22 protein-coding genes and 1 pseudogene are annotated in these 22,590 nt (G+C 42.1%); 6 read left to right on the top strand and 17 right to left on the bottom strand.

Annotation, left to right across the window (positions count from 1 at the left end; translation table 11 throughout):
- Positions 1–12: 12 nt before the first annotated feature.
- A complete protein-coding gene (locus tag BGL89_RS01975) occupies positions 13–684 on the bottom strand; it encodes a DUF1822 family protein (protein WP_286824148.1) in 672 nt (223 codons plus the stop codon).
- Between the two features lie 311 nt (positions 685–995).
- Complete coding sequence (locus BGL89_RS01970; RefSeq protein ID WP_286824146.1) at positions 996–1,571, bottom strand: hypothetical protein; 576 nt, start codon at positions 1,569–1,571, stop codon at positions 996–998.
- A 278-nt stretch (positions 1,572–1,849) separates the two neighbouring features.
- Here BGL89_RS01970 and BGL89_RS01965 point away from each other — a divergent pair, with 278 nt between their 5' ends.
- The 3 genes from BGL89_RS01965 (at position 1,850) to BGL89_RS01955 (ending at position 4,164) form a co-directional block, all read left to right on the top strand.
- Positions 1,850–3,163: a tetratricopeptide repeat protein gene (locus BGL89_RS01965; protein WP_286824144.1), complete on the top strand. Its 1,314-nt coding sequence runs from the start codon at positions 1,850–1,852 to the stop codon at positions 3,161–3,163.
- A gap of 81 nt (positions 3,164–3,244) precedes the next feature.
- The gene (locus BGL89_RS01960; RefSeq protein ID WP_286824142.1) at positions 3,245–3,700 is read left to right on the top strand and encodes a methyltransferase family protein; all 456 of its coding nucleotides are present in this window, start codon (positions 3,245–3,247) and stop codon (positions 3,698–3,700) included.
- A 62-nt stretch (positions 3,701–3,762) separates the two neighbouring features.
- A complete protein-coding gene (locus tag BGL89_RS01955; RefSeq protein WP_286824141.1) occupies positions 3,763–4,164 on the top strand; it encodes a hypothetical protein in 402 nt (133 codons plus the stop codon).
- Positions 4,165–4,312: 148 nt separating this feature from the next.
- Here BGL89_RS01955 and BGL89_RS01950 read toward each other — a convergent pair whose 3' ends face one another.
- The 10 genes and pseudogenes from BGL89_RS01950 to speA all read right to left on the bottom strand — a co-directional run bounded on the left by BGL89_RS01950 (position 4,313) and on the right by speA (position 16,408).
- Complete coding sequence (locus BGL89_RS01950) at positions 4,313–4,807, bottom strand: pentapeptide repeat-containing protein (protein ID WP_286824138.1); 495 nt, start codon at positions 4,805–4,807, stop codon at positions 4,313–4,315.
- A 382-nt stretch (positions 4,808–5,189) separates the two neighbouring features.
- On the bottom strand, positions 5,190–5,897 hold the full coding sequence (locus BGL89_RS01945) for a hypothetical protein (RefSeq protein WP_353743903.1): 708 nt from the start codon (positions 5,895–5,897) through the stop codon (positions 5,190–5,192).
- A 44-nt stretch (positions 5,898–5,941) separates the two neighbouring features.
- Entirely contained in the window at positions 5,942–7,150 is a 1,209-nt protein-coding gene (locus tag BGL89_RS01940) for a GUN4 domain-containing protein (RefSeq protein ID WP_286824136.1), read from the bottom strand.
- Positions 7,151–7,996 carry a S1 family peptidase gene (locus BGL89_RS01935; protein WP_286824135.1) on the bottom strand — a complete coding sequence of 282 codons (846 nt, stop codon included), beginning with the start codon at positions 7,994–7,996 and terminating at the stop codon, positions 7,151–7,153.
- Between the two features lie 14 nt (positions 7,997–8,010).
- On the bottom strand, positions 8,011–8,538 hold the full coding sequence (locus BGL89_RS01930) for a COP23 domain-containing protein (protein ID WP_286824134.1): 528 nt from the start codon (positions 8,536–8,538) through the stop codon (positions 8,011–8,013).
- Positions 8,539–8,782: 244 nt separating this feature from the next.
- Positions 8,783–10,645 (bottom strand): serine/threonine-protein kinase, encoded by a 1,863-nt coding sequence (locus BGL89_RS01925; protein ID WP_286824133.1) that lies wholly within the window; start codon positions 10,643–10,645, stop codon positions 8,783–8,785.
- 708 nt (positions 10,646–11,353) lie between these two features.
- Positions 11,354–11,802: pseudogene (locus BGL89_RS01915) on the bottom strand (PIN domain-containing protein).
- Positions 11,799–12,074 carry a UPF0175 family protein gene (locus tag BGL89_RS01910; protein WP_147069031.1) on the bottom strand — a complete coding sequence of 92 codons (276 nt, stop codon included), beginning with the start codon at positions 12,072–12,074 and terminating at the stop codon, positions 11,799–11,801. Before BGL89_RS01910 ends, BGL89_RS01915 begins: the two are co-directional and overlap by 4 nt.
- A gap of 201 nt (positions 12,075–12,275) precedes the next feature.
- A complete protein-coding gene (locus tag BGL89_RS01905; protein ID WP_286824131.1) occupies positions 12,276–14,291 on the bottom strand; it encodes a ribonuclease catalytic domain-containing protein in 2,016 nt (671 codons plus the stop codon).
- A gap of 77 nt (positions 14,292–14,368) precedes the next feature.
- Positions 14,369–16,408: a biosynthetic arginine decarboxylase gene (gene speA, locus BGL89_RS01900; protein WP_286824129.1), complete on the bottom strand. Its 2,040-nt coding sequence runs from the start codon at positions 16,406–16,408 to the stop codon at positions 14,369–14,371.
- 212 nt (positions 16,409–16,620) lie between these two features.
- On the opposite strand from speA, the gene BGL89_RS01895 reads away from it, so the two are divergent.
- Complete coding sequence (locus BGL89_RS01895) at positions 16,621–17,154, top strand: DUF4330 domain-containing protein (RefSeq protein ID WP_008200075.1); 534 nt, start codon at positions 16,621–16,623, stop codon at positions 17,152–17,154.
- A gap of 134 nt (positions 17,155–17,288) precedes the next feature.
- Positions 17,289–17,879 (top strand): recombination mediator RecR, encoded by a 591-nt coding sequence (gene recR / locus BGL89_RS01890; RefSeq protein WP_287673051.1) that lies wholly within the window; start codon positions 17,289–17,291, stop codon positions 17,877–17,879.
- 55 nt (positions 17,880–17,934) lie between these two features.
- On the opposite strand, the gene ctpB is transcribed toward recR, so the two are convergent.
- From ctpB to BGL89_RS01870, 4 genes are all read right to left on the bottom strand, one after another.
- Complete coding sequence (gene ctpB, locus BGL89_RS01885) at positions 17,935–19,260, bottom strand: carboxyl-terminal processing protease CtpB (protein ID WP_353743904.1); 1,326 nt, start codon at positions 19,258–19,260, stop codon at positions 17,935–17,937.
- 142 nt (positions 19,261–19,402) lie between these two features.
- Positions 19,403–19,822, bottom strand: a complete 420-nt coding sequence (locus BGL89_RS01880) for an NUDIX hydrolase (protein ID WP_286824121.1) — start codon at positions 19,820–19,822, stop codon at positions 19,403–19,405.
- 31 nt (positions 19,823–19,853) lie between these two features.
- Positions 19,854–20,213 (bottom strand): four helix bundle protein, encoded by a 360-nt coding sequence (locus tag BGL89_RS01875; protein WP_271974629.1) that lies wholly within the window; start codon positions 20,211–20,213, stop codon positions 19,854–19,856.
- A 67-nt stretch (positions 20,214–20,280) separates the two neighbouring features.
- Positions 20,281–20,991 carry an OB-fold nucleic acid binding domain protein gene (locus tag BGL89_RS01870; RefSeq protein WP_286824120.1) on the bottom strand — a complete coding sequence of 237 codons (711 nt, stop codon included), beginning with the start codon at positions 20,989–20,991 and terminating at the stop codon, positions 20,281–20,283.
- 89 nt (positions 20,992–21,080) lie between these two features.
- Between BGL89_RS01870 and folD the strand changes: the two genes are divergently transcribed.
- Positions 21,081–21,938 (top strand): bifunctional methylenetetrahydrofolate dehydrogenase/methenyltetrahydrofolate cyclohydrolase FolD, encoded by an 858-nt coding sequence (gene folD / locus BGL89_RS01865; RefSeq protein ID WP_286824119.1) that lies wholly within the window; start codon positions 21,081–21,083, stop codon positions 21,936–21,938.
- A gap of 138 nt (positions 21,939–22,076) precedes the next feature.
- Here the strand turns inward: folD and BGL89_RS01860 are convergent.
- Positions 22,077–22,590, bottom strand: a 514-nt coding sequence (locus BGL89_RS01860; protein ID WP_286824118.1) for a Uma2 family endonuclease, incomplete at its 5' end; no start/stop codon positions are given.

Here is a 22,590-nt window from a genome sequence, read left to right as displayed (position 1 = left end):
GCAATCTCTTTTCTATCCTGGAAAGCTTTCTACTATTGTAATTTCATTGAGAGTAAAACTAATTTTAAAAGAATCATTGGTTTTACAAACAAAGCTATGTCCTATCGTAAGATCAAGAATATTAGTTTGTCCATTTGTTTTTTGAGAGGGAAAAAATTCTCCTTCTTCATCGAAGACAGAAACAATCAGATTCTCAGGCAAATAACCTTTACCGTTGTGAGGTCTAACTTTCAAATATATGCGAATTTCTTTTTTATTAATTTCGTCAATCGTCAAAATTAATTCGATCAGATGTTGGTCTAATTCAATTACTTTTTTTCGACTAATTGAGTTCCCAAGCGTTGCCGTTTTAAATCCTTGATTTTCAAGACAATTTTGCCAGAAACTCAATAGGGAAACTATCTCACTTTTTATAGATTCAATAGCGGTTGATGTTTCTATAACAGCAGATTCTTGAATCGTTATTGTATTTTTTGATATATCTAAAATTTTAGCATTTGATTTAGGTTCTTCTAACACTATAATTTTTTTTAGACTAAAGGCTTCTAATTCTAAAATAGAAATACCGAGTGCTTTTTCTAATTCTCCAGACTCAAATAGTTCGCATAACCGATCAAGTATTTGATAGTTACCCTTCAGTTGAATTATAGTATTTTGATTTTGTGCGTCAGCCTGATTGGTCATGATTTGCTCCTTAATTTTACTTGTTGAATGTTTTTGAATCTAATGATTTTCAGAAATTATTTATTACTGAGCTTTGGAAAAATAATCGTAATCAATTTAACTAAGAGATCAGGTTCTTCGTTACTTGGTATGGTTCGATAGGGGGACATAAATCGACTAAATCCTTATCTGGCAAGAGACTTAATTGATTAGTTCGCTCTAGATCAAAAACAATTGACAAAAATCGCTAAATGCCTTTCTATATAAGGGTTCCATCCCTTATAACCCCAGTCTATTGCATAACACAAACCGAAGAGCCAGAGATCATTATCTTACCCTATTATTTCTATATCTTCCTCCCTAATATCAATTTTAAGAAGCCTGAATACTTCAACTATTCTAGAACGATTGATTGGGTTTTCATCTGTCTTACTCAGCTTAATATTAATACCGATTTCTTCATTTGTAACTGAGGTGTAGGTATTTTTTCTATAATTCCAAGTGTAGGCTGAGTTAACATGATGCTCAAGGTAAATAGGAACTCGCGCCCAATCACCTATTTGTTTGCCGGAAGCCAGAAAACTAATCCGTTTGTAAATACTTTTAGACAGGTCTCCTTTAATATTAGTTAAATGTAAATAGCTTTCTATCTGTTTTACATCATAGCCTTGTAATAGTAAACATAACCAACATTTTTCCTTTGCTTTTAGTGTTTTATTTCCTCTTTGAGCGGACTTCCATGCTTCCTTAGGAACCTTATCGATAGATTCATAGTCATCTTGAAGAATAAGTACACATTTCAGATCCTCAAATAATCTATCTAAATCCCAATTTTTTTTAGTCTGGGGGCAAATATTACAAAATCCCCCTCGGCAAAGGTCACATTTCTGCGTCTCCATTTGGCTCATAAGCTAATTAAGAATTTATCGCAAAGGTTCTCCTGAATATATGGTCAAAAACACACTTAGGTCTTTTAACAAGGCTTTAAGCATTAACGAACCATATTCTGCTATACATTTTCGCTCCTGAAGTCAGAAAAGTCATCACAGAATCAAATATAACATAACTTTTCTCTCTAAAATCTCCAACCTTGGTTGGCAAATACTTAGAGCAGCCGATATTAAAGTTTTATTAGATTCCTTAATCTAGCCATAAAGTCTTGCACAACAGTAGCTTAGGAGATAAGATGGGTAGTTCAACACAGACTCTTCTCGTTGGTGGTAGCGTTGTTGCGATTACTGTCATCGCTTCGACTTTTGCCATCAACAAAGCTCAAGAAACCTTAGCCCATCGCCATGAATCTTTTGAAAAGGGACAAATGGCTTATCAATCCGTTAATTGTCCAGAGGCAACAGCTTATTTTACTCGGGTAGAGGAAACAGCCTCGTTTCCTTTCAATAATTTTGATGGTCTAACAGACCTCGCTCAACGAAAGATGGCAACTTGTTCTTCGTTTCTGACCGCCAACCAGCAAGCAAAACAGGCAGAGCAACAGAAAAATTTATCAAAAGCCTTGTTTAGCCGGTATCTTTTTAATGAGCAACATGATAAAGATGAGTTGACGCAAGCAATGAATCGCTCAATCACTGGGTTATTTTCAACCTACGGTGTGGCCAAATTGGCCGGGAGCGAATCTTGTGACGGCTTGGACAAATTAATAAATGGTGGAGCAATACCTAATATTCAGGTAAATTTACCTTACTTTCATGATTCTTGTGCAAAATTCTACGATAAACAAGGTCAATCTCCACAAGCACTAGCCCAACGTCGCCGTTTCCTTGCTGTTGCACCGAGGCATCCTTTATCTCGAAATGTCCAGATAGCGGTGGTCAAGAACTCGAACATTTGTTCTCAGGCTTCAACATTTCAAGATATTCCTAATATTGCGAAATTATCAGCTTTGATGCCTGTAGCTTACATAAATTGTTCACAGGCTTACTACAACACAATTTCTTATCCTGAATCTAAGGCATTTCTCCAGACTTTACGACAGAATTATCCCAAACATTCTTTTGCAAAAGTCGCCAATAACTGGCTTTTCTCAATTAACCAAGAAATTAAAATGGTTAAGTCCGAAATTTACCAGTCTGGCGAAACCATCAAAGCTAAACTCGCATTATGTACAACTACAGGGGTTGTTGGTTTTGGCTGGGTAATTGATATTTTAGAGTTTACCACTGGAAGGAGCTGCGGTCTCGAAGAACGCCTTGAGGATTGGGAGCGTTACGGTGGCTTGATTCCTTGGTTTGGTGAAGCAAAAGGACTTGGTAAGGGAAAAAGGGTGTACGATTTCATTCAGGTTGCCTCCCGTTGGCAAGGTATTGACAAAACGCAATCCGCCGCACAGGATGACCAATCTCTCGCTGAATTGCTTAAGGACAAACAAATGATCCTATTATTTGCTCACCATAATCCCAAACTTGCTAAATTGGTAGTGCCTCGACTTAATCAGCCCATTGATACTAGCAAAAACCCTCTGTTTTTAGAGTATCTTAAGTAAACTCTCTCTTTTTTTCTCTGAGCTATGCTATCTACAAAATTGACTAGCCCTTTATTCGCTACTTTTTTCTTTTCGGTTTCTATGATCTCAAAATTATACAGTGCATTCAATGTGCGATTGCCCTGTTCAAGAGCCGCTTTTGCCACTTATGCCCCAGCAGTATTTATTCCAATACTTTTGCTGACTTTCGCTTGGTCTCCTTGGGATGGATGGCGATTGCTCGGTGCAGTATTAGTCATTGTTTTCTTAGTTCTCCTTACAGTCGCTCGCTTACAACTGGGGAACTCGTTTTCTGTGACTGCTCAGGCTAGAAAACTTGTTACTACAGGGGTTTATTCACGAGTTCGCCATCCCATTTATGTATTTTCCTCTGTAATTGTCTTAGGTTTCGCTTTCTACTTTAAAATTTCTTGGATTGCTTTCCTTTTAATGATCATTCTGCCCGTGCAGTTTTTTCGAGCTTGTCAGGAAGAAAAAGTTTTAATCAGGGCTTTTGGCGAAGCCTATTTAAGCTATCGAAAGACAACTTGGTTCTAAGACCTTTTATCTCTTTCAATTAACCCAAAAACATAAATTTTGAAACAAAAAAAGGACGAAATATGTCACACTACTCTCCAAAGCCAGATCCTGAACAATATAAAGATCGCCAAGACTATCTTAGAGATAAACGAGAATGGGACAAACAAGAGCGACAAGCAGACCTAGAAAGAGTTCAAGCCGCTAGGGAAATTGCTGCTAGTCCTTGGTTTCAGAAATTAAGTCTTTTTCTTGGTCATGTCGTTTTTTTCGCTATGCTTTCAGTGCTCATTTTTAGCGAAGAGCATCGTAGCGACTTTTTCAAAACTATCGCAGATCCAAATCCATTATGGAGTGTTGCAAAGGCGATAGGATATATTTTATTATTATACATTATGTGTATATTTATTTCACCTATTTTACTTTGGCTTATTATTGGTGGAATAATGATAGGAGTTTTAATGTTGTTTCTTGGGATGTTATAGCACTTTTCACTTTACTAAGGTATCGACAAGTTTTATCAGCAAAGGATTTAAGCCCCTTGCCCATACCTCATTCTGATGAAAACTGCTATATAGTGTTTTGGATTAAGCTATCTACTGCCTGTAGTAGAGTAGAGTGGTTCATTTTTATTTATTTACACCATGCGTTGCTTCTGCTTCCATCCAACCCTGTATAGGTATCACATCTCACACCATTAAAATTAGCGTCTGTCACATCTGCTCCTGTAAAATTAGACCGGCCTATGTCAGCATTGATCAAACTTGCTCTTTTTAAATTAGCATCCATTAATTTTGCATAGCCCATATAAGCACTATTAAGTCTAGCATTTGATAAATTTGCTCCTATTAATTTGGTACCATCCAAATTAGCTCCCGTCAAAATTGCGCTACTTAAATTGGCTTTGGTTAAATCAGAACCACCAAGACTAGCACCACTTAAATCAGCACCTTGTAGGTTAGCCTGTCTTAGATTTAATCCACTCAAATCTGCACCGCTTAAATCACATCCTGGGCATTGTTTTGTTTGCTTAAATTTCTTCACATGATCGAGATTTTCAGCACCGATAGAACTTGCTAAACTCACAGAAGATAGAACGATTATTGAAAAGATGACAGTAAGTTTCATAGCTATTTTACCTCAATTTTTTTCAAACAAATAAGTAGCTGGTTATAATTAAATTTAAAATGGATTTTAGGTTCGATCCCCCCTGCCCCCCTTGATAAGGGGGGTGCCGATCCCCCCTTAGTCCCCCCTTAATAAGGGGGAATCTGATAATTTTTAACGCCTACCTACTTAAGAAGCAATTATAACATAGTATTTCCCTGATGCGGACAAAAAGGATGCTATCCCTCAGTGCATTTTCTGAGGGCAGTTTATCCTCCACTAACCCTATTAAGTCCAACGAAACTACCTTTGAGATTTTCATTACTAGGGAAATCGCAAAGCTGTTGAATCATATCAAATAAAAGCCTTTTTTAGTAGAGCTTTTACCTATATTGAGCGAACCCTATTTTCTAACATTGGGATAAGATGGACATTCATAGACTGTTACTTCATGCATCTCCTTGTCACAGATTATGCTTCCCAAGAGATTGATGATTCCCAAGGGATCATCGATACGATTACCAGGGCAAACACGCTTTGTTGTTGGTACTTTATTCTTTTCTTCAACAATGGTTGCTGTTTCCACGTATGCTGTGAAGGTTCCCTGGTCAACTATTGTGTTTTTTTCCTTAATCGTATAATCGAAATCGTTTTCTCCCTGTCTGACGATTAGAAATTGTCCATCGTGTCCTGAACCGATGGTTATCTCGGTAATTTCGGAGCCTCTGCCCCGGCTATAATCTCGATCGGTGAAGGGAAAAGGATCTCTGGCCACTCTGGCCACTCCCCTGCTAACATTTCTAACAATAACCCTTCTGTCCCGACTCGGAGGGAAGGCTGTGGAGGTAAAGCTTGCTTTTACTATACCTTTGGAAGACCCCGGGCATTCACCGGTGTATCGGTACATGGGAATCACCAATCTGTTGAGAGAGGGACTTCCTATTATTTCCAAACCAACTTCCGGCGATTCCGTTTGCTTATTTTGTTGTTGTTGGTTGGTGGTGATAATTGGCGGGTAAATATTAACGGCTTGGGTATTTGACGGCAGACAAGCTAGGCAGAAACTTAGGCTGAGAAATTTCAGAGGTGAAATGAAACCGTTATTCATCATAATTGGGGTTCAGATTCGCTTGAGATTATATTCTCTATAATACCTTAGTCTATAAGACTTAGAGCATCGCATTTTTCCAATCGGTTAAGGAATGTTCCAAAGTCGGAAGCAGCAAGAAGTTTATAGGATGGCAAGTGACCTCTTTTAGCTTCAAGACTGTAGTTGGGGGGATCGGTCAATGGTCCTTCATAGCCACGCCGCCATCCTACCCTCTCTTCAAATTGCTTATAGTCATTTTTAACTCCTTTCCAGATTTCCCCCTGAACGCTAAAGCCAAAACGTCCACTGGAATATTGCACCCAAAGTCGATTAATAATCTTCAGGTCGGAACAGGACAGATTGTTGATGATGTTTCCGTTAAAGTAGGTTTGATCTGTTCCTCGAAGCATTAGTTTTTTCGTTTCGGCTTCGGCCTGCTGCCAATTTTCTTGTTCGAGAAGACTGTGAAGTGTCTGAAAGAGAATATTATCGGGCAGCGGAGTAGCTCGACAGTCGGCCACTACTGGGATATTTTGCCAGCTTGCATAAAGATTAATAGGAACGGATAAAAATTCTATAACTTGTGTGTTAGGGTCTCTGTAACCTCCCCCATTAATTCCCACCAAACAGCCGTTTTCGTGTAATAGTGGACCGCCACTCATTCCGGGTAAAAGTTCGAGTTTATGGGCAATTTGATATCCCCCTGCGGCTTTTCTGTCAACACCAAGTACATTCCCAGGACCGAAAAATCGCGCACGTCGATCTCGGCTAGTTTGGCTGGGTACTGCCCAACCAAATACATAAACTTTACTTGAGCCAGATAGCTGTTCTGCATTACCTATTCTGACAGTTTCGTACTCTATTGTACTAAAAAACTTGAAAATTGCTAAATCAGCATTCGGATGAATTTTTACCGAGGAAATTTCACTTATATATTGTTGTCTGTCAGAAGTTTCAACGCGATATCCAGTAGAGTTGGGCATCGGTTCGGGAGTTAGCTTATTTTCTTGATCGCAGAATTTTGAATTGAGAAACACATGGCAGTTAGTCAGGACAGTATATAAGTATCCTTCCTGTCCTTTAAATATATATTTTTGTTTCTGAACAATTGCTCCAGTACCTGGATTATTACCGTCTATTCTAATTATTTTGACTGTAGTTTGTTTGGCGATTTCTTCAACTTCTCTTTGGGAGAGAGCTAATAAACTTTGCTGAGTTAATGAAACCGCTATTAATCCAACAATAAGTGAGCTTATTGGTGCTAATATTTTCATCTATTTATCAGATATTACTTTAATAATTTGTTCGCTGGGGATTGCCCAACTTGAGTTATTGATTAGAGTCTGCAAATCCGGCGATGGTTGAGAACCATCTTCATAATTATCGGAGTTTTCCCACAAAACCGGATGTCTGCCGCTGATGCCGACTAATTCTCCCTTTTGATTGAGTAATGGCCCTCCGCTCATTCCCTTTTCAAAGTCGCCATTATATCCGATTTGATATCCTCCTTCTAGCGGTTTTTCTAAGAATGCAACTATTTTACCCGGTGTAAAATCAAACTCGTCGTTTAAGCTTTGAGCGCTTTCTCTTGTTTCTTTTTGTTGTATTGACTTATTGGCTGGATAGGCAAATTGTGGTTGCAAATAAAAAGGGAAACCCGCCGCCAACACATATTCCCCTCTCTTTAGGTTAGCGGAAGAACCTAGACGAGAAGCCACATAAAAGCAGGGGGATTTAAATTGTAGTAGGGCTAGGTCATTCCGAGCAAAATTTGCAGTTTTTACCACTTCTGAAATATGAATTTTTCCGTCAAAGGTTTGAAGATTGTAGGAAAAGTGATTATCTTTGAGAACATGGGCGTTGGTAATCACTTTATAATTGTTGTTTTGGGAGTAAATTATTACTCCAGAACCGATAAATTCTGATTCATATAATATTTTTACTGTGATAACTTTAATATTATTATATAAAGAATTGATCAGAATTGGTCGAGAAGATGGGCATCCCGACCGAATAATGTGAGGAGCAAAGTAGCCATTATCTGCATCAGTTACTAGCCTTAAGGCTGGACTACTGATGAGGAACATTATTAGTAAAAGTTGACATTGGGATTGGGTCACTGCCAAATTTACTCCTAGCGAGGCTCATTTTCTGAAGCTTCGATTATTTCTTCAAGATTGTTAATAAAAGTCTCGACATTAATATTAAGTTCTCCTTCGGAATCGTAGGAAAAAGGCTGCTCAGTAAATCTAAATTTTGAAGGATTGCCATAGCGATTCATATTAAATAGTTTTTGGGCAACTTCTTCAGAGTTTACTCCTGTTTTTAGAGTGAATAACACCTCGTTTTTAGCGCAACTTCCGCCCTTAACTTTAGGAACACAGACGACGGGATAGCCATTGACATTTGAAGCTTTTACATTAGTCAGCAGAGGAGCATATTGATTAAAGCGATCGGAAACCGTGATGCAGCGTTTCCTGTTGTCCCATCCTGACTCGGCAAAGTCGTTGGAAGTCCATTCAATTATCGCTATGTTTCTTTTAGGGCGTTTGACAAAGGTATTCCACTTTCCCTGAAGTTGGCCGCAGAAGAATAGTCCCTTTCCTGCGGACTTGCTAGGTTCTGGCACACTGAAAGTGGCCGCACCAGTTAAGAATAACATCGTCAGAATTTGGTATGGCTGTCGGTGTTTCATCCTCAATGACCTCTTTTCTTCGTTTTGCTTGCTAGTCTAACATAGGATTCATCCCAAATCAACTTTTAATAATACGATTAAATCCCGATCGAACTTTAAAAACCTGCGCCCCGCTTCCCACTTATTTATAGCTATCAGTCATCAGCCTTGAATACGTTGTTAAACAAGATGTAGTATGAAATCCGGTCAGGATAATCTTGACACCGATAGTTCAGAAACTCGGCCGCCAAACTTGGATTTTCTTTTCAAAATTGCTGGCAACGGTACGCCCATCTCCACTGAGGGCGATCATTCTAGGTGAATCGAAAGATTTGGGAGAGGAAGGGGGGTAGCTAAAAATCTCCTTTTCGGTGTTTAGGTTCCATAATCTAATAGTTTCATCGGAACTGCGGCCAGCAATTATCTTGCCATCTTCGCTGATAACTATCAAACAGATATCGGCAGATGACCCTGCTTGGAGAGGAGAATCTTTCCAATTGCTATCTTTCCAAATTCTGATATTGTCTTGGCAACTGCTACTAGCGGCGGTCGTTCCATCGATACTGATGGCAACCGAGTGGGCTTCCCATGGATTGATAGAGGGAAAAATGCGTGGTTCGTATGGGTTACTGCCTTGTTTTTGCCAAAAAATGATGTCACCGCCCGAATGTCCGCTGACGATAATTGATGCGTCTTGATTGATGGCAAGGGATACCACCTCTTTTTCCACCGGTAGCGTCTCGATTAAATTTCCCGTTGACAGATTCCAGAGTTTAACTGTTGCATCTTCTCCACCAGTAACCAGTGTATTGCCATCGGAGCTTAAGGCTAGGGCGATCAAACCTCGCTGACGTGGCAGGGTAATACGTTCTTTTCCCGTTTTTAAATCCCAAACCTTGATTGTGCCATCTTCACTGCTGCTGGCTAAGATCTGTTGATCGTTACTTATAGCGATCGCTAGAATAGCTTTTCGGTGTCCTGCTATGGTTTTTTTCCGTTTTCCAGTTGCCACTTCCCACAGGTAGATGTTCCCTTTCTTATCCCCGCCTACCAAAGTTTGACCCTCTCGGTCTAGTACAAAAGAATTAATCTGGCTCGACGGCTCAATCAAGGGAAGTTCTTCAACCGTTGGTTTATTTGGGAACAAGAAATTCAACAACGGTTTTATTATTGGATAGCCAAACCCAAAAGAAAGCCCACCAGTTATAACAATAAAAATTACCCAGAACCAAGGGTTAAACCTCGATAGTGGGGGAGGCGGAGGTGGGGGAGTAGTAGTAGGAGATGGGGTGACAGAAACAGTCGGTTGGGAAGAAACGGGCAAGAAGGTTAACATTTCTTGAGCAGAGGTGAAGCGATCTCGTGGATGGGAACGGACAGCGCGATCGATAACGGCGGCTAAATTCGAGTGGAGGCCGGGCGCATCTTGTCGCCAGAGGATTTCACCGGTTTTGGGGTGGCTAGTGAGATCTTGAGGAATTTTGCCCGTCAGCAGGAAAATTGCGGTTAGACCCAAGCTGTAGAGGTCGCTGGAGGGAACTGGACGGCCAGCTGCTTGTTCTGATGCCATGTAGCCAGGAGTTCCCAATGAGACTGTTGTAGTGCTGTTGATGTTGTTCACCTCTTTGACAATACCAAAATCAATGAGAACAGGTTTACCGTCGCTGGCCCGCAGGATGATATTGTCGGGTTTGATGTCCCGGTGGATGATCGGCGGGTTGCGGCTGTGGATGTGGTCGAGGACGGGTAGGAGTTCTCGCAAGATTTTTTCTACTTCCGCTTTCGAGAGGTTGCCTTCTTGTTGGTGTTTTTGGCTGAGGGTAATCCCTTCAATCCATTCTTGGACGAGGAAAAAATTTTCTCCTTCTGAGAAGTAGGCGTAAAGTTGAGGAATTTGTGGGTTATTTCGCCCTAATTCTTCTAAAATAGCGGCTTCTCGCTGGAAACGTTCTTGAAACCAACCGGGAGTTGGTTCTGCTTGAATGGCCTCATCCGTCGGCTTTAGTTGCTTGATTACACATTTGCTGGCGGAGGGCAGATGAGTATCGATCGCGAGGAAAGTTTCGCCAAAACCGCCCCTACCTAGTGTTTTCAAGATTTCATAGCGATTGTTTAGCATTTAATAGCGACTGTCTAATAGGAATGCTGTCATTTTAAAATGGATAAATCCGTGGGGGTGATTTTCTTTTCAACCCTCGCTGCCTAACATCACTAATAAAAAGCCGGCGATTAATCCACGAGTCGGGGAATTGACAGATCGCAATCCTTTATCCACATTCTTGTCCGAGAGGGTTCATAGAAAACCTGCCAAATTTTATATCCCTGTGGATCGGTTGCTGTAATGCCAGTTAGCAAGACCACCTGATCGACGATTAGATAACTTCCTCTAGTTCCTTTCTGAGCATCATACACTCTACCGTCCGCTCGAATCCTATGATTTTGACAATTTCCCCCACGACGGGGTTTGATAAGGGCAACAACATTACGAAAATTGTTCTCTTAATGTCGGGACCAATTTTGAGCTTCTACGGGAAACCACACCCCGTTACCAATAGCGGGGACGAAACTCAGTACAGCAAGTAAAGAGGAAATTAATTTCATAGAGAGTAGAGTTTAAAGGAGTATTCTGTTTTCGTACATTAGCCGTTTTTAGAGGGGCTAAAACCTTTAATCTAGTGCTTTTTCCCTCATGGCATATTCTCTTGTAATGGCGATGATGGCCGATCTAAATGTACTATAGCGCTTTTCACGTTACTGAGGTATCGACAAGTTGGATATTCTGGTTTCTGTCTGGAATTAATTTCTAGCTTTCTTCAGCCATTCCTAATATTTCTTGATAAAGAATTGGGCTAATTCTTTTGCCTTGACTCAAAAACTGATCTAAAATGGGTTTAACTTCAATAATAATTCCTTTCTTCTTGGCAATTAATAAAAGTCCAATTTTCGTCCTAATTTTTCGTCTATTAAGACTCGATTCGCTTTTAATTCTTCTGCCAAGATAATTGTAGCCGCTTCACCTAAATCGAGTTTAAACTGAATTTGCAACTGTAATAATTGAGCGGGAGATTGAATGGTAAATACCTCAATCCACTGAGCAGTAGGAACAACCGAAACAGCCCGATGATTTCCCGTGGTGACTTCATTATAAACTTCTTGGGGAATGATAATTTTACCAAAGAGTTTTTGGAGTAAGTTAAGTTGACCAACTTTAGCTAACTCACTTAACGGAGTGGTATTAGAGACAATAATCACGCAGGAGAATCTTCTAATAATTGCAGGGTTTCTGTAATTTCTTGTTCTAACTCTTCTCGATTTTGGTCGGGGAAGATGGCAACCCCATATTGACCCATAAGTTCGAGAACTTCTAAACGAGAGACTCCCAATAACCTGCCGGCTATCCCACTACTAATTTCTCCATGTTTTAACAAAGTCATGATATATGCTATCTTAGCCTGTTCCTCTGCTTGTGAATGGAGAGATTCCGAAATATTAATAGGCAAATCAAATCGTATTGTTATGGTCATACGTTGGGATTATGCAGAAGTTTTTGGCTCTTTTAACTGCTAGATAATAACATTTTACAGCAGATTTGCGCCCGTAGGTTGATTTGATCTATCAGAGGGGTGTGGGGTGTGGGGTAGTGGAGCATTTGGCTGAAATTTCCCTAAACCCCTAAATCCCTATCACCCTATCTCCCGACTTCTGAATTCTGTCTGTGCGAGAGATTAACTTGCTTGAGAGGAGACAAAACCCGACAACTCGCGAAAACGGATCTCATCCCGGTGGGGATCAGAGCGACTAACTTGCACTTGAAAGCGATCGCCTAAAGATACCGAGCGCTCAAAACGATGGGGTAATTCTAACCCCAATTCCTCCAATAAAATCAAGCCTAAATTTTCTTCTTCCCGCAGCCAGCGCAACACCAAAGCTTGCCAGACTTGATCTCCCTGTCGTCGCAAAAATTCCAAACTCCAATAACGATTAGTTTGTCGTTCCACCGAGGTGGCTTCCAGGGCCGAACTAGCGACACTATAGAGAATTTCCTGCATTCTATCCCGCGTAAAAGGCAGTTGATCGCCCCGGAGATGGGCTTTTAGTTGAAAATGGGTCAAAAGGTCAGTATAACGGCGAATTGGCGAAGTTACTTGGGAATAGGTATTCAATCCCAGACTAGCATGACGGTTAGGAATCGTCGTCATCTCACTGCGCGGCATACAGCGACGCAAGGCACAGGAACGCACTGGGCCCGCAGGTAGTAAAATTAACTCCTCATCGGGGGGTAATTCCGGTTGTGGTTGTCCGCGGAAAGGCACGGGTATCTCGTGTTCCTGACAGTAGCGACCGGCGATTTCTCCGGCTAAAATCATCATTTCCGCCACTAATTGCCGAGATGGGGAAACTTCCTGCAATTCTACGATAATTTCGTCGTTAGCCTTCACCTTAATCGATGATTCTGGCATTTGGATGTTAATCGATCCCTGAGATTTGCGCCATGCGTGGCGTTGTTTGGCCCAACGGTTGAGAATCCTCACTTCCGGTTCATGCTGCAGATCCAGATGTAACATTTCGTCCACATCTTCGTAGGTGAGGCGATAGGTGGGTTTAATTGTACTAGGATGGATACGATAATCGGCGATCGCCCCTGTTTCATCGAGGATTACCCCAAAACTCAACGCAGGACAAAGTTTTCCCTGTACCAAACTCATCGGACCGGCGGCCAATTCTAGGGGAAACATGGGAACCATTCCCGTGGGAAGATAAAGACTGGTACTGCGACGACGCGCTTCTAGGTCTAATTCATCATCAGGAAGCACTAAACGGCTAGGATCGGCAATATGAATCCAGAGACGATGACCACCATCTGCGAGCATTTCTACCGATAATCCGTCATCGATTTCCTCGGTACTTTCATCGTCGATGGTGTAAATTTTTTGGTGAGTTAAATCGAGACGATTTTTGACATCCGCATCCGCAGGGGGATTGAGTAAATTAAGACGCGCCACATCAAGTACCTTTTTCGAGAATTGAACGGGGTAGGAACTGCGTCGCAGGAAAAGGTTTTCGTGACTACTCCACCATTTCAAATCGACTAACAATTCAAAAGCAGCCTCGGGGGTTTGGGAACGGCCCAGCAGCGAGAGTATTTCCATGGCTGCTGGGTATTTTTGTTCGGGTTGGAGGATAAATTTTTCTAGAGATTCCAGACGAATTCGATCGCTTTCTGACCATTCTACCGTTCCACTGGCCAAGGCTTGCTGGAGACGTTGGAGAAATTGGCTTTTTTCCCGTTGACGCTGTTGTTCCACCTCTAGCTGGTGTTTGATTTCCTCTACCTGATTTTCCGAGCGGGCCTCGTAACCATCCCCTTTATTTTTAAAATAAACTTTATCATCACTCAAGAGACAATGGGCCGCATAGCAAAACTGCGGACCGCGATCGGAAAAGAGGATCTCGGCCATGGTTTCGGGAGTGACTAACTGATTTTCCCCGGCTAATAATTCCCAGGCCACTTCTAAACCACTAGCATCTAGATAGGGTTGGACTTCCCGCAGAAAATTGCCAATCTCCTTATGGTTGGACGGACCTGCTTTGACAATGTAATCGAAGCGTTGGGGACGCAGTTTATGCGGGTTTCCCCCTTGATCGATGACGATCCAATCTTTTTTACCTTCTGGGCGATCGATCACCCCTAAGCGCCTTTCTCCTTGCACCCGAAATTCTACCAGCGTTCCCTTTTCCACTGCTTCCCCTTACTAACTATCTATTTTGTCTATTTTCTATCATCCTCGATCGATTACTCGATCGGCAAGAGCAATCATCAATCCCCACCCACTAGATAGGTATAACGTCGCAAACTGCGTTCATAATCCTGTAGTAGTAATTGGGATTCTTCCACAGTCATGCGATTTTCCTGCAAAGCTTGTTCACAACGAAGACGAATTCTTTCTAACAGGTCTTCCGCAGAATATTGTACATAACTTAATACTTCCGTGATCGTATCTCCTTTGACTAGATACTCGATATCGTATCCCTTGGGACTCATCTGAATATGTACCACGTTAGTATCGCCAAAAAGATTATGTAAATTGCCCATAATCTCTTGATAAGCACCCACCAGAAACATTCCTAGATAATAGGGTTCTGGAGAATGTTTCCCGTTTTTGTACTCCAACGGATGCAATTCTAAAACTGATTTTACGTCCCCGCGCAAATCGATAAACTGGGCAATTTTCCCGTCACTATCACAGGTTAAATCGGCGAGAATTCCTCTTTGGGTAGGTTCTCGATCGAGACGATGGATCGGCATAATCGGAAATAGTTGATCGATCGCCCAACTATCGGGAACTGACTGAAAAACCGAGAGATTGGCATAATAAATTGAGGCCATAATTTGCTCTAAGTCTTCCAAGTCATCGGGAACATAATCCTGTTGTCGGGCCACTTGCAGAATTTTGTGACAACAAGCCCAGTACAATTGTTCGGCTCTAGATCGTTCTTTGAGACTGAGATAACCGAAATTAAACAGACTAATCGCCTCCTCTTTGAACTGTCCCGCATCGTGATAAGCTTCCTGATAATTGCGCTCATCGATACCCGTGTAGGTTTCCCAGAGATTACGGAGGATGAGGTGTTCTTTCCCATTGCAGGGATCGGGAGGGTTTTGGGGAACCTCACTACTTCCCAAGATATCAAAGACTAACACCGATTGATGAGAAGCGATCGCCCGTCCACTTTCACTGATGAGAATTGGGGGTGAAATCTGGGCATCCTCACAAGCTTCCTTGACCTCGGCCACGATATCATTGGCATAATTCTGCATATTGTAGTTTTTCGAGGCATAGAAGTTAGTTTTTGAGCCATCGTAATCGACCCCTAAACCACCCCCCACATCGAGATAGGTCATATTTGCCCCTAATTTCGCTAATTCCACATAAATCTGACTAGCTTCGCGAATGGCATCCTTAATGACGCTAATAGCGGAGATTTGCGACCCGATATGATAGTGCAGCAGTTGCAGACAATCTAACATCCCCGCTTGTTCTAATTCCGTCACCACCGTTAAGATTTCCGGGACGGTTAAACCGAATTTGGCCCGGTCTCCCGTGGAACATCCCCAACGACCCACCCCTTTTGTCCCCAGTTTCGCACGCACTCCCAAATGAGGGGCAATTCCTAACTGACGACTGACGCGCAGGGTTAAATATAATTCTTCCAATTGTTCGATGACAATCAAAGGCCGATGACCGAGACGAGTGGTCAACAGGGCAGTTTCCAGGTATTCTTTGTCCTTATAGCCGTTACAAATTAGCAATGGTTGTGTTTTGTCATTTTTGCCGTTTAAGGCAGGTTCTAGGGTAGCTAAAGCAATCATTAGCTCAGGTTTTGAACCAGCCTCCAGCCCAAATTGATAGGGTTTACCAAAACGCACTAAAGACTCGACGATGTGACGGTGTTGATTGCACTTGATCGGATAGACACCGCGATAGACGTTGGGATAATTATAACGGGCGATCGCTCGGTTAAAACAGGCATTCAGGCGCTCGATCCGGTCTTCCAAAATATCACTAAACCGAATTAGCAGGGGTAAACCGATATTACGCCGCTTAATCGCCGAAACTAACTCGTATAAGTCCAAAGAACCGCCCCTTTCTCCCTGGGGCGAAACGGTGATATTTCCTGCGGCATTGATCGAGAAATAGGGTTCTCCCCAGCCTTGGATGCGATAGAGATTTTCGCTATCTTCGATCGACCAATGTTTAACGGGGGCAACTTTTTCGAGGTTGTTACCGTCAGAAGGGGTCAGATCGACTGGAGATAATTGCTTTTCTTGTTTCTTAAGTTGAGTTTTACCGGCCATTGTCTATCGATCGCTCCGTGTGAGACTCCGATCTTCTATCTTAAGTCAGACTTCCCGTCCGCGACCAAGATTCCGATCATGATAGAATTTACTAGCCGTTAGGAGGCAGGAGTTAGGAGTCAGGAGTCAGGAGATTATTTTTATTTATTCTCCCTTGTTCCCACTGATGACTGTCTTCTCCCTTATGCCCAAAATTTTATAGTGAACCGCTTATGAATTTATTAGACTCAAAAGGACGTTTATTCGGTAAATTTAGCTTGCTTGATATCGGAGCGGCTTTAGTAATTTTATTGACAATTATCGGTATTTTTGTTGTCCCCGGTACGAGTGGTAAAAGTACGATCGCTCAAGTTACCAAAGAACCCATAGAAGTGGATGTTATTGTCCGGGGTTTAAGTGTTCTCAATCCCAACGCTTTGATTAATCAATTCAATACCGAGAAGAAAACTAATATTGTTATTCGTAATCAACCAGCCGGTCAAGTGGATATAAAAAATGTTAAACCTTTATCGAGAAATGTCTTAGTTCCGCAGCCGGATGGTAGTGTGAAAGTCCTACCCGATCCCCGCACGGAAAACTATTCTCAAGATATGATTATGACTCTCAGTGGTCAAGCGGAAGTTACCGATACTGGTGCGGTTGTTGGCGGTCAAAAGGTGAAAATTGGCACTTTAATCGAGTTGGAAGGAGATAATTATAATTTTAACACCAGTGTTATCGATGTGCGTTTACCCAAACGGTCTTAATCAGTGAGCAGTAAACAGTAAACAGTGAGTAGTGAAAAGACAGTAGGAAACTTCTATTTAACACTGCTCACTTGAAAACTCAAATCTGATAACTGATAACTGATAACTGATAACTGATAAGAGGATTAACTGCTATTTATACACCGCCTTTAGCTCGTTTGATCGAGCAGTTACAAAAATTACCCGGGGTAGGACCAAAAAGCGCCCAACGTTTGGCCCTGTATATTCTCAAACGACCGGAGCAAGACGCGATCGAATTGGCCCAGGCGATCGTGGATGCTAAAAAACAAGTAGGATTGTGTCAGGTTTGTTTTCATCTTTCGGCCGAACCGATTTGTGAAATTTGCCGCAATCCTAACCGAGAAACGGGGACTATCTGTGTGGTAGCTGACTCCAGAGATGTGATTGCTTTGGAGAAAACAAGGGAATATTCGGGCAAATATCACGTTTTAGGGGGTGTTATCTCACCCATGGATGGGATTGGACCCGATCAATTGAATATACAGTCTTTAGTCACCAGAGTTAGCCAAAAAAAAATTCAGGAAGTTATCTTGGCCATTAGTCCCAGTGTCGAGGGAGAAACCACGACTTTGTATATCGGGGGTTTACTGAAACCCTTCACCAAAGTTACCCGTATCGCTTTCGGGTTGCCCATGGGCGGCGATCTGGAATACGCTGATGAAGTAACCTTAGCGAGAGCTTTAGAAGGTCGTCGGGAATTATGACCCTACACCCTGTCCCCACTAAAAGACTTTTTGTCGCAAACCCTACTTAGGACAATTATTCAGCGCGACTACTCAACGGATTATTGAGATTGCTAGTGCCGGGACGTTTAACACTATGGGATTGTAGCAGCGAGATCGCGTGTTGATACTGGGGATCATCCTTAGTTCCCAATAAAGAAGGATCATCGCGGAAGCGCAGCTGTTGTTCCTGGGTTAACTCGATCTGCACATCGGGTTTAATGCCTTTTTTGTAGATATTTTCGCCGTTGGGGGGATAATAACGGGCAATTGTCACCGCTAAACCGGAACCATCGGAGAGGGTGTGTACCGATTGGACGGTACTCTTGCCATAGGTCGATGTACCCACTAAAGTCGCCCGGCCATTTTCTTTCAGCGCCCCAGCGAGGATTTCGCTGGCACTCGCTGAACCTTTATTAACCAAGACTACTAGGGGTAAATCGGTAATAGCGGTGTTATTGGCAGTAAATTGGCGATCACCGCCTCGTCGATCGATGGTGCTAACGATTTTGCCCTGTTTCATCCACATGCGAGCTATATCGACACTAGCAAATAGTAAACCGCCGGGGTTGCCCCGCAGATCGAGAACATAGCCGGATATCTGTTGTTGACTTAATTCCTCGATCGCCTGTTTCATTTGTTCGGCTGCATGGGAACTAAATTCATCCAGTTTAATATAACCAACTTTCACCCCACCTTCCTGTTTCAGGGTATAGCTAACCGAGGGGATTTCGATAGCTACCCGGGTCAAAGTCACTTCAAATACCTCTTGATCGGGACGGGCAAGCTGTAAACTAACGCTAGTACCCACTTCTCCCTGTAGGGCTTCCATTGCTTGTTCTAAGGTCATTAAAGCGGTGGGTTTGCCATTAATTCTGATCAGGCGATCGCCTGTTTTAATTCCCGCTTCCTTGGCGGGGGATTTTTTCACCGTATCGACAACGACCAGATCGCTAGTGCGTTTATCGAGGGCTAAACGTACCCCAATTCCCGATAATTCTCCGGAAGTTTGACTGGTGAGGACAGAAAATTCACTAGGAGTTAAAAAACGGGTATAAGTATCGCCCAAATCCTTTAAAGCTTCCCGAATTGCCGTGTAAGCTTGTTGGGGATTAGTATAATTTCTGCTTAACAATTCTTGACGTTTTTTTTGCCAATCAATTTGATGAAAACTACGATCTACAAATTCATTATTAACAATTTGCCAAACCTGGTCGATGACTGCTTTCGGGTTATCTTCTAAGGGTTTTTCCCCTTTGGCTGCGGGGGTAAGGACCATCAGGGAACTAACTGCTAGGGTAGCGATCGCACCTCCAGATAGGAGTTTCTGCACGGAAACGAACGAGGGACGCGACTGGTTCATAAAGACAAAGCCAAAATAAGATTGACGTTTCAATAAAGCCATTCAAAAAGCGGGAGCATTTTGCCTTTGAGGGAGGTGAGGAGCAGTGTTAACTACGACTTCCCTAGAGATTAGGGAGTTCCTTGTCTGGCTCTAATATCCACTATAATTCTACTTCTATAAAATCGAGTAATATCTGTCGATGAATTTTTCCTAAAGGACGAGTCTGATTAATCTTCTCGGAATAGTATTCCCCTTGAAGGATGGCAGCCGGGGGTAATAATGCCAAATCTTGCCCTTCGGTTTGCACTAATTTTTCTAATTCCACGGTCAGGGGTACATGATAAAGATAACGGGAGAGATTATCATCGTTATAAGAGCGAAAATAGCCTAAACTAGGGGCTTCGTAGTTAATTTCTTCTTTTAACTCTCGTTTTAACCCTATTTCTGGATTTTCACCCGCTTCTAAGTGACCACCAAATAAACCCCACACCCCCGGATAGAGAATCGTCGGGATGTCGTCGCGCAACTGCATTAAAAATCGACCGTCCTGTTCTAAAATCGCCAAAGCAACGAATATCATCAGTTATCAGTTATCAGTTATCAGTTATCGGTTATCGGGTTTTGGTATTTTCTTGGCAGGTTTTTAGAATAGCCCAAAGCATTTTACCAATTTCCTCTGCGTCATCATTGATACTTTGAAAGGCTCTTTCCTCTATGTAATTCGTGTCTTTCAATAGAGACAGCCAATACTTTGTTTCTAGACACTCCTTATAAGCTATTGACATTTTAGCTCGAAAATCAGCTTTAGAAATAGCTCCATTAGCCTCGGCAATGTTAGCCCCGATTGAAGTGCCACTCCTTAATAGCTGTTTTGACAAAATATATTCTTGTTTAGTTTCACACAAATATTTATAGCCTTTAACAATCCTAATGGCAAATTTATAAGCTTTGTCATAAACTTTACTCTCCATCTGTTTACTGATTACTGATTACTGATTACTGATTACTGATTACTGTTTACTGTTTACTGTTTACTGTTTACTGTTTACTGTTTTTCTCCCTTTGTTTATGGGGTAAAAAGAAAGCATCGAGGGGGTCCCGGACGGGTTTAACCACTGCGGGGGGTTTGGGGGGAATCGCTTCTGCGACGGGTTGCACGGGTGGATTGGGTTTAACGGGGGTAACGACGGGAGTTTCTGGGGGTTTTGTTTCAGCAGCGCCCGGAATTGTCACCTGTCGGGGATTTTCGAGGGGTTTAGTGGAGACTGGGGGAGAATTATTTTCTGGGGGTTTAACTTCTGAGGTGGGGGAAGGTTTAATTTCTGGGGACGGGGAAGGAGTGGGAACCGAATTAACTGCTACTGCATCCATCTGTTCTAATTCCAGCACATACAATTCGTTAACGCTTTGGGAACCCTGGGGAATAGCCTCAAAGTCAATTTTGCCCTTAATGACGATTTCTTCGCCTTGACGGGGTAATTTATTGCTATTGGTGCGAATCCAAATCTTGCCGGAACCATCCTGCAAAAGATAGGCTCCTCCAGTTAAAAAAGGGGCATAATTGCTCACGGTTCCCCTAAGATAAACTAAAGTGCCTTTTGGTTTTTCCTGTAATTGCTCGATCGCTGTTAGGGGAGGATCACCGATGTAGGGAACGGCAATACCGAGGTCAGCAAGGGTACTACAACCGAATAACCCTAGCAATAATAATAAACTGCCGATGCGCCCTACACGAGTCTGGATAGACATTCTTGCTTTAACCTTAACGAGTGCGATTAGCCAATCTTTTTGACCATAGAATAGATCCGAAAGATTTTTGTTCTCGGTATTATCATAGAATGTCCGTAACTACTTGCCAAATTCTCGACGGGAAAGCCTTAGCTCAAAAAATCCAACTTGGTCTAGGAGAGCGCATCCAGAGGCTAAAATCTCAAATGGGACGACCTCCGGGGTTAGCGGTGTTGATGGTGGGGGATAATCCCGCTAGTGCCGTTTATGTCCGCAATAAGGAGAAAGCTTGTACTAAAATCGGCATGGCCTCTTTTGGTCGTCATTTTCCCACTGATACAAGTGAACTAGAAATTTTAGCGGAAATTGTCCGTCTCAATCAAGATGAGCGGGTGGACGGGATTTTAATTCAATTACCCTTACCTAAGCATTTAGATGCGGTTTCCCTTCTCTACCAAATTGACCCGAAAAAAGATGCTGATGGCTTACATCCTCTCAATTTAGGCGGTTTAGTGCGGGGTGAGGACTGTATCCGCAGTTGTACTCCTGCGGGGGTCATGGCACTGCTGAAAGAATATAATATTCCCATAGCCGGTAAGCACGCGGTGGTGCTGGGTCGCAGTATTCTAGTGGGGAAACCTTTAGCTTTAATGTTATTGGAGGAAAACGCTACGGTAACTATTGCTCACTCGCGCACAGAAAATCTGGCAGAAATAACCAGAAGTGCCGATATTTTAGTACCTGCTGTCGGTAAAGCCAATTTAATCACTAAAGAGATGGTAAAACCCGGTGCAGTGGTAGTGGATGTGGGGATTAATCGCGTCGCTGACCGTTTGGTGGGCGATGTGGACTATGCTGGGGTTTTAGAAGTGGCTAGTTATCTTACTCCTGTCCCCGGGGGTGTCGGTCCGATGACGGTGGCAATGTTATTAAAAAATACCTTGTTAAGTTACGAACGCAAGTTATAAACCCTCAGCTACCAGCTATCAGCTATTCAGTAATTCTATGGTGAGGTACGAATTTTTCGTTTTGGGGAGTCGGTCGTCGGTCGTCGATACCAAATTAGGTTATACTTTCTCTTTATGAGAGACGCTGTAGAATTTAATTTAACAAATATTACCGAGTATTTCAATTAAAGTTAACTCTATTTCTGGAAAGGATTCAATAAAAATACTTTCACCTCGATAATATTTCTGAATAGCTTGATAACTACCATGCAGAGGATGGCGATAAACTTCTAAACATTCTTCCTTGAGATTGACAATCCAAACTTCTTTAATATTTGCTTCCGCATAAAGAGGAATTTTAGTATAGCGATCATAATCGATGGTAGAATCAGAAACTTCAATAATTAAATAGATATCTTGAGCACAAGGATAGGCAGCAACATAAAAATCCGATCGAGGTATTAGTAAACTTAAATCTGGTTCTGGTTGAGAATTATTATTTAATCTAATCGGATTTTGTACTCCTAAGAGAATAAGATCGCCAAATTTTTGATAAAGTAACTGTGTTAATCTAGCTATACCAGCAGCATGACGGGTTCCCATCGGTGACATTTTGATAATTTCTCCTCGAATTAATTCCACTTTTTCATCGGGTTTGATTATTCCCTGGGTT

The organism is Microcystis sp. LSC13-02 (assembly GCA_002282935.1).
GTDB lineage: Bacteria > Cyanobacteriota > Cyanobacteriia > Cyanobacteriales > Microcystaceae > Microcystis.
Note: the sequence above shows the minus strand (reverse complement) of the source record. Positions and strands in the feature narration are given on the sequence as shown.

Coding starts and splice junctions, on each gene's coding strand:
- BGL89_RS01970 (WP_286824146.1), bottom strand. CDS start 1,571: ATGAGCCAAATGGAGACGCAGAAATGTGACCTTTGCCGAGGGGGATTT.
- BGL89_RS01960 (WP_286824142.1), top strand. CDS start 3,245: ATGATCTCAAAATTATACAGTGCATTCAATGTGCGATTGCCCTGTTCA.
- BGL89_RS01910 (WP_147069031.1), bottom strand. CDS start 12,074: ATGACCATAACAATACGATTTGATTTGCCTATTAATATTTCGGAATCT.
- BGL89_RS01880 (WP_286824121.1), bottom strand. CDS start 19,822: ATGATATTCGTTGCTTTGGCGATTTTAGAACAGGACGGTCGATTTTTA.
- speA (WP_286824129.1), bottom strand. CDS start 16,408: ATGGCCGGTAAAACTCAACTTAAGAAACAAGAAAAGCAATTATCTCCA.
- BGL89_RS01940 (WP_286824136.1), bottom strand. CDS start 7,150: ATGAAAATATTAGCACCAATAAGCTCACTTATTGTTGGATTAATAGCG.
- BGL89_RS01975 (WP_286824148.1), bottom strand. CDS start 684: ATGACCAATCAGGCTGACGCACAAAATCAAAATACTATAATTCAACTG.
- folD (WP_286824119.1), top strand. CDS start 21,081: ATGTCCGTAACTACTTGCCAAATTCTCGACGGGAAAGCCTTAGCTCAA.
- BGL89_RS01965 (WP_286824144.1), top strand. CDS start 1,850: ATGGGTAGTTCAACACAGACTCTTCTCGTTGGTGGTAGCGTTGTTGCG.
- BGL89_RS01930 (WP_286824134.1), bottom strand. CDS start 8,538: ATGTTATTCTTAACTGGTGCGGCCACTTTCAGTGTGCCAGAACCTAGC.
- BGL89_RS01875 (WP_271974629.1), bottom strand. CDS start 20,213: ATGGAGAGTAAAGTTTATGACAAAGCTTATAAATTTGCCATTAGGATT.
- BGL89_RS01955 (WP_286824141.1), top strand. CDS start 3,763: ATGTCACACTACTCTCCAAAGCCAGATCCTGAACAATATAAAGATCGC.
- ctpB (WP_353743904.1), bottom strand. CDS start 19,260: ATGAACCAGTCGCGTCCCTCGTTCGTTTCCGTGCAGAAACTCCTATCT.
- BGL89_RS01870 (WP_286824120.1), bottom strand. CDS start 20,991: ATGTCTATCCAGACTCGTGTAGGGCGCATCGGCAGTTTATTATTATTG.
- BGL89_RS01945 (WP_353743903.1), bottom strand. CDS start 5,897: ATGATGAATAACGGTTTCATTTCACCTCTGAAATTTCTCAGCCTAAGT.
- BGL89_RS01895 (WP_008200075.1), top strand. CDS start 16,621: ATGAATTTATTAGACTCAAAAGGACGTTTATTCGGTAAATTTAGCTTG.
- BGL89_RS01950 (WP_286824138.1), bottom strand. CDS start 4,807: ATGAAACTTACTGTCATCTTTTCAATAATCGTTCTATCTTCTGTGAGT.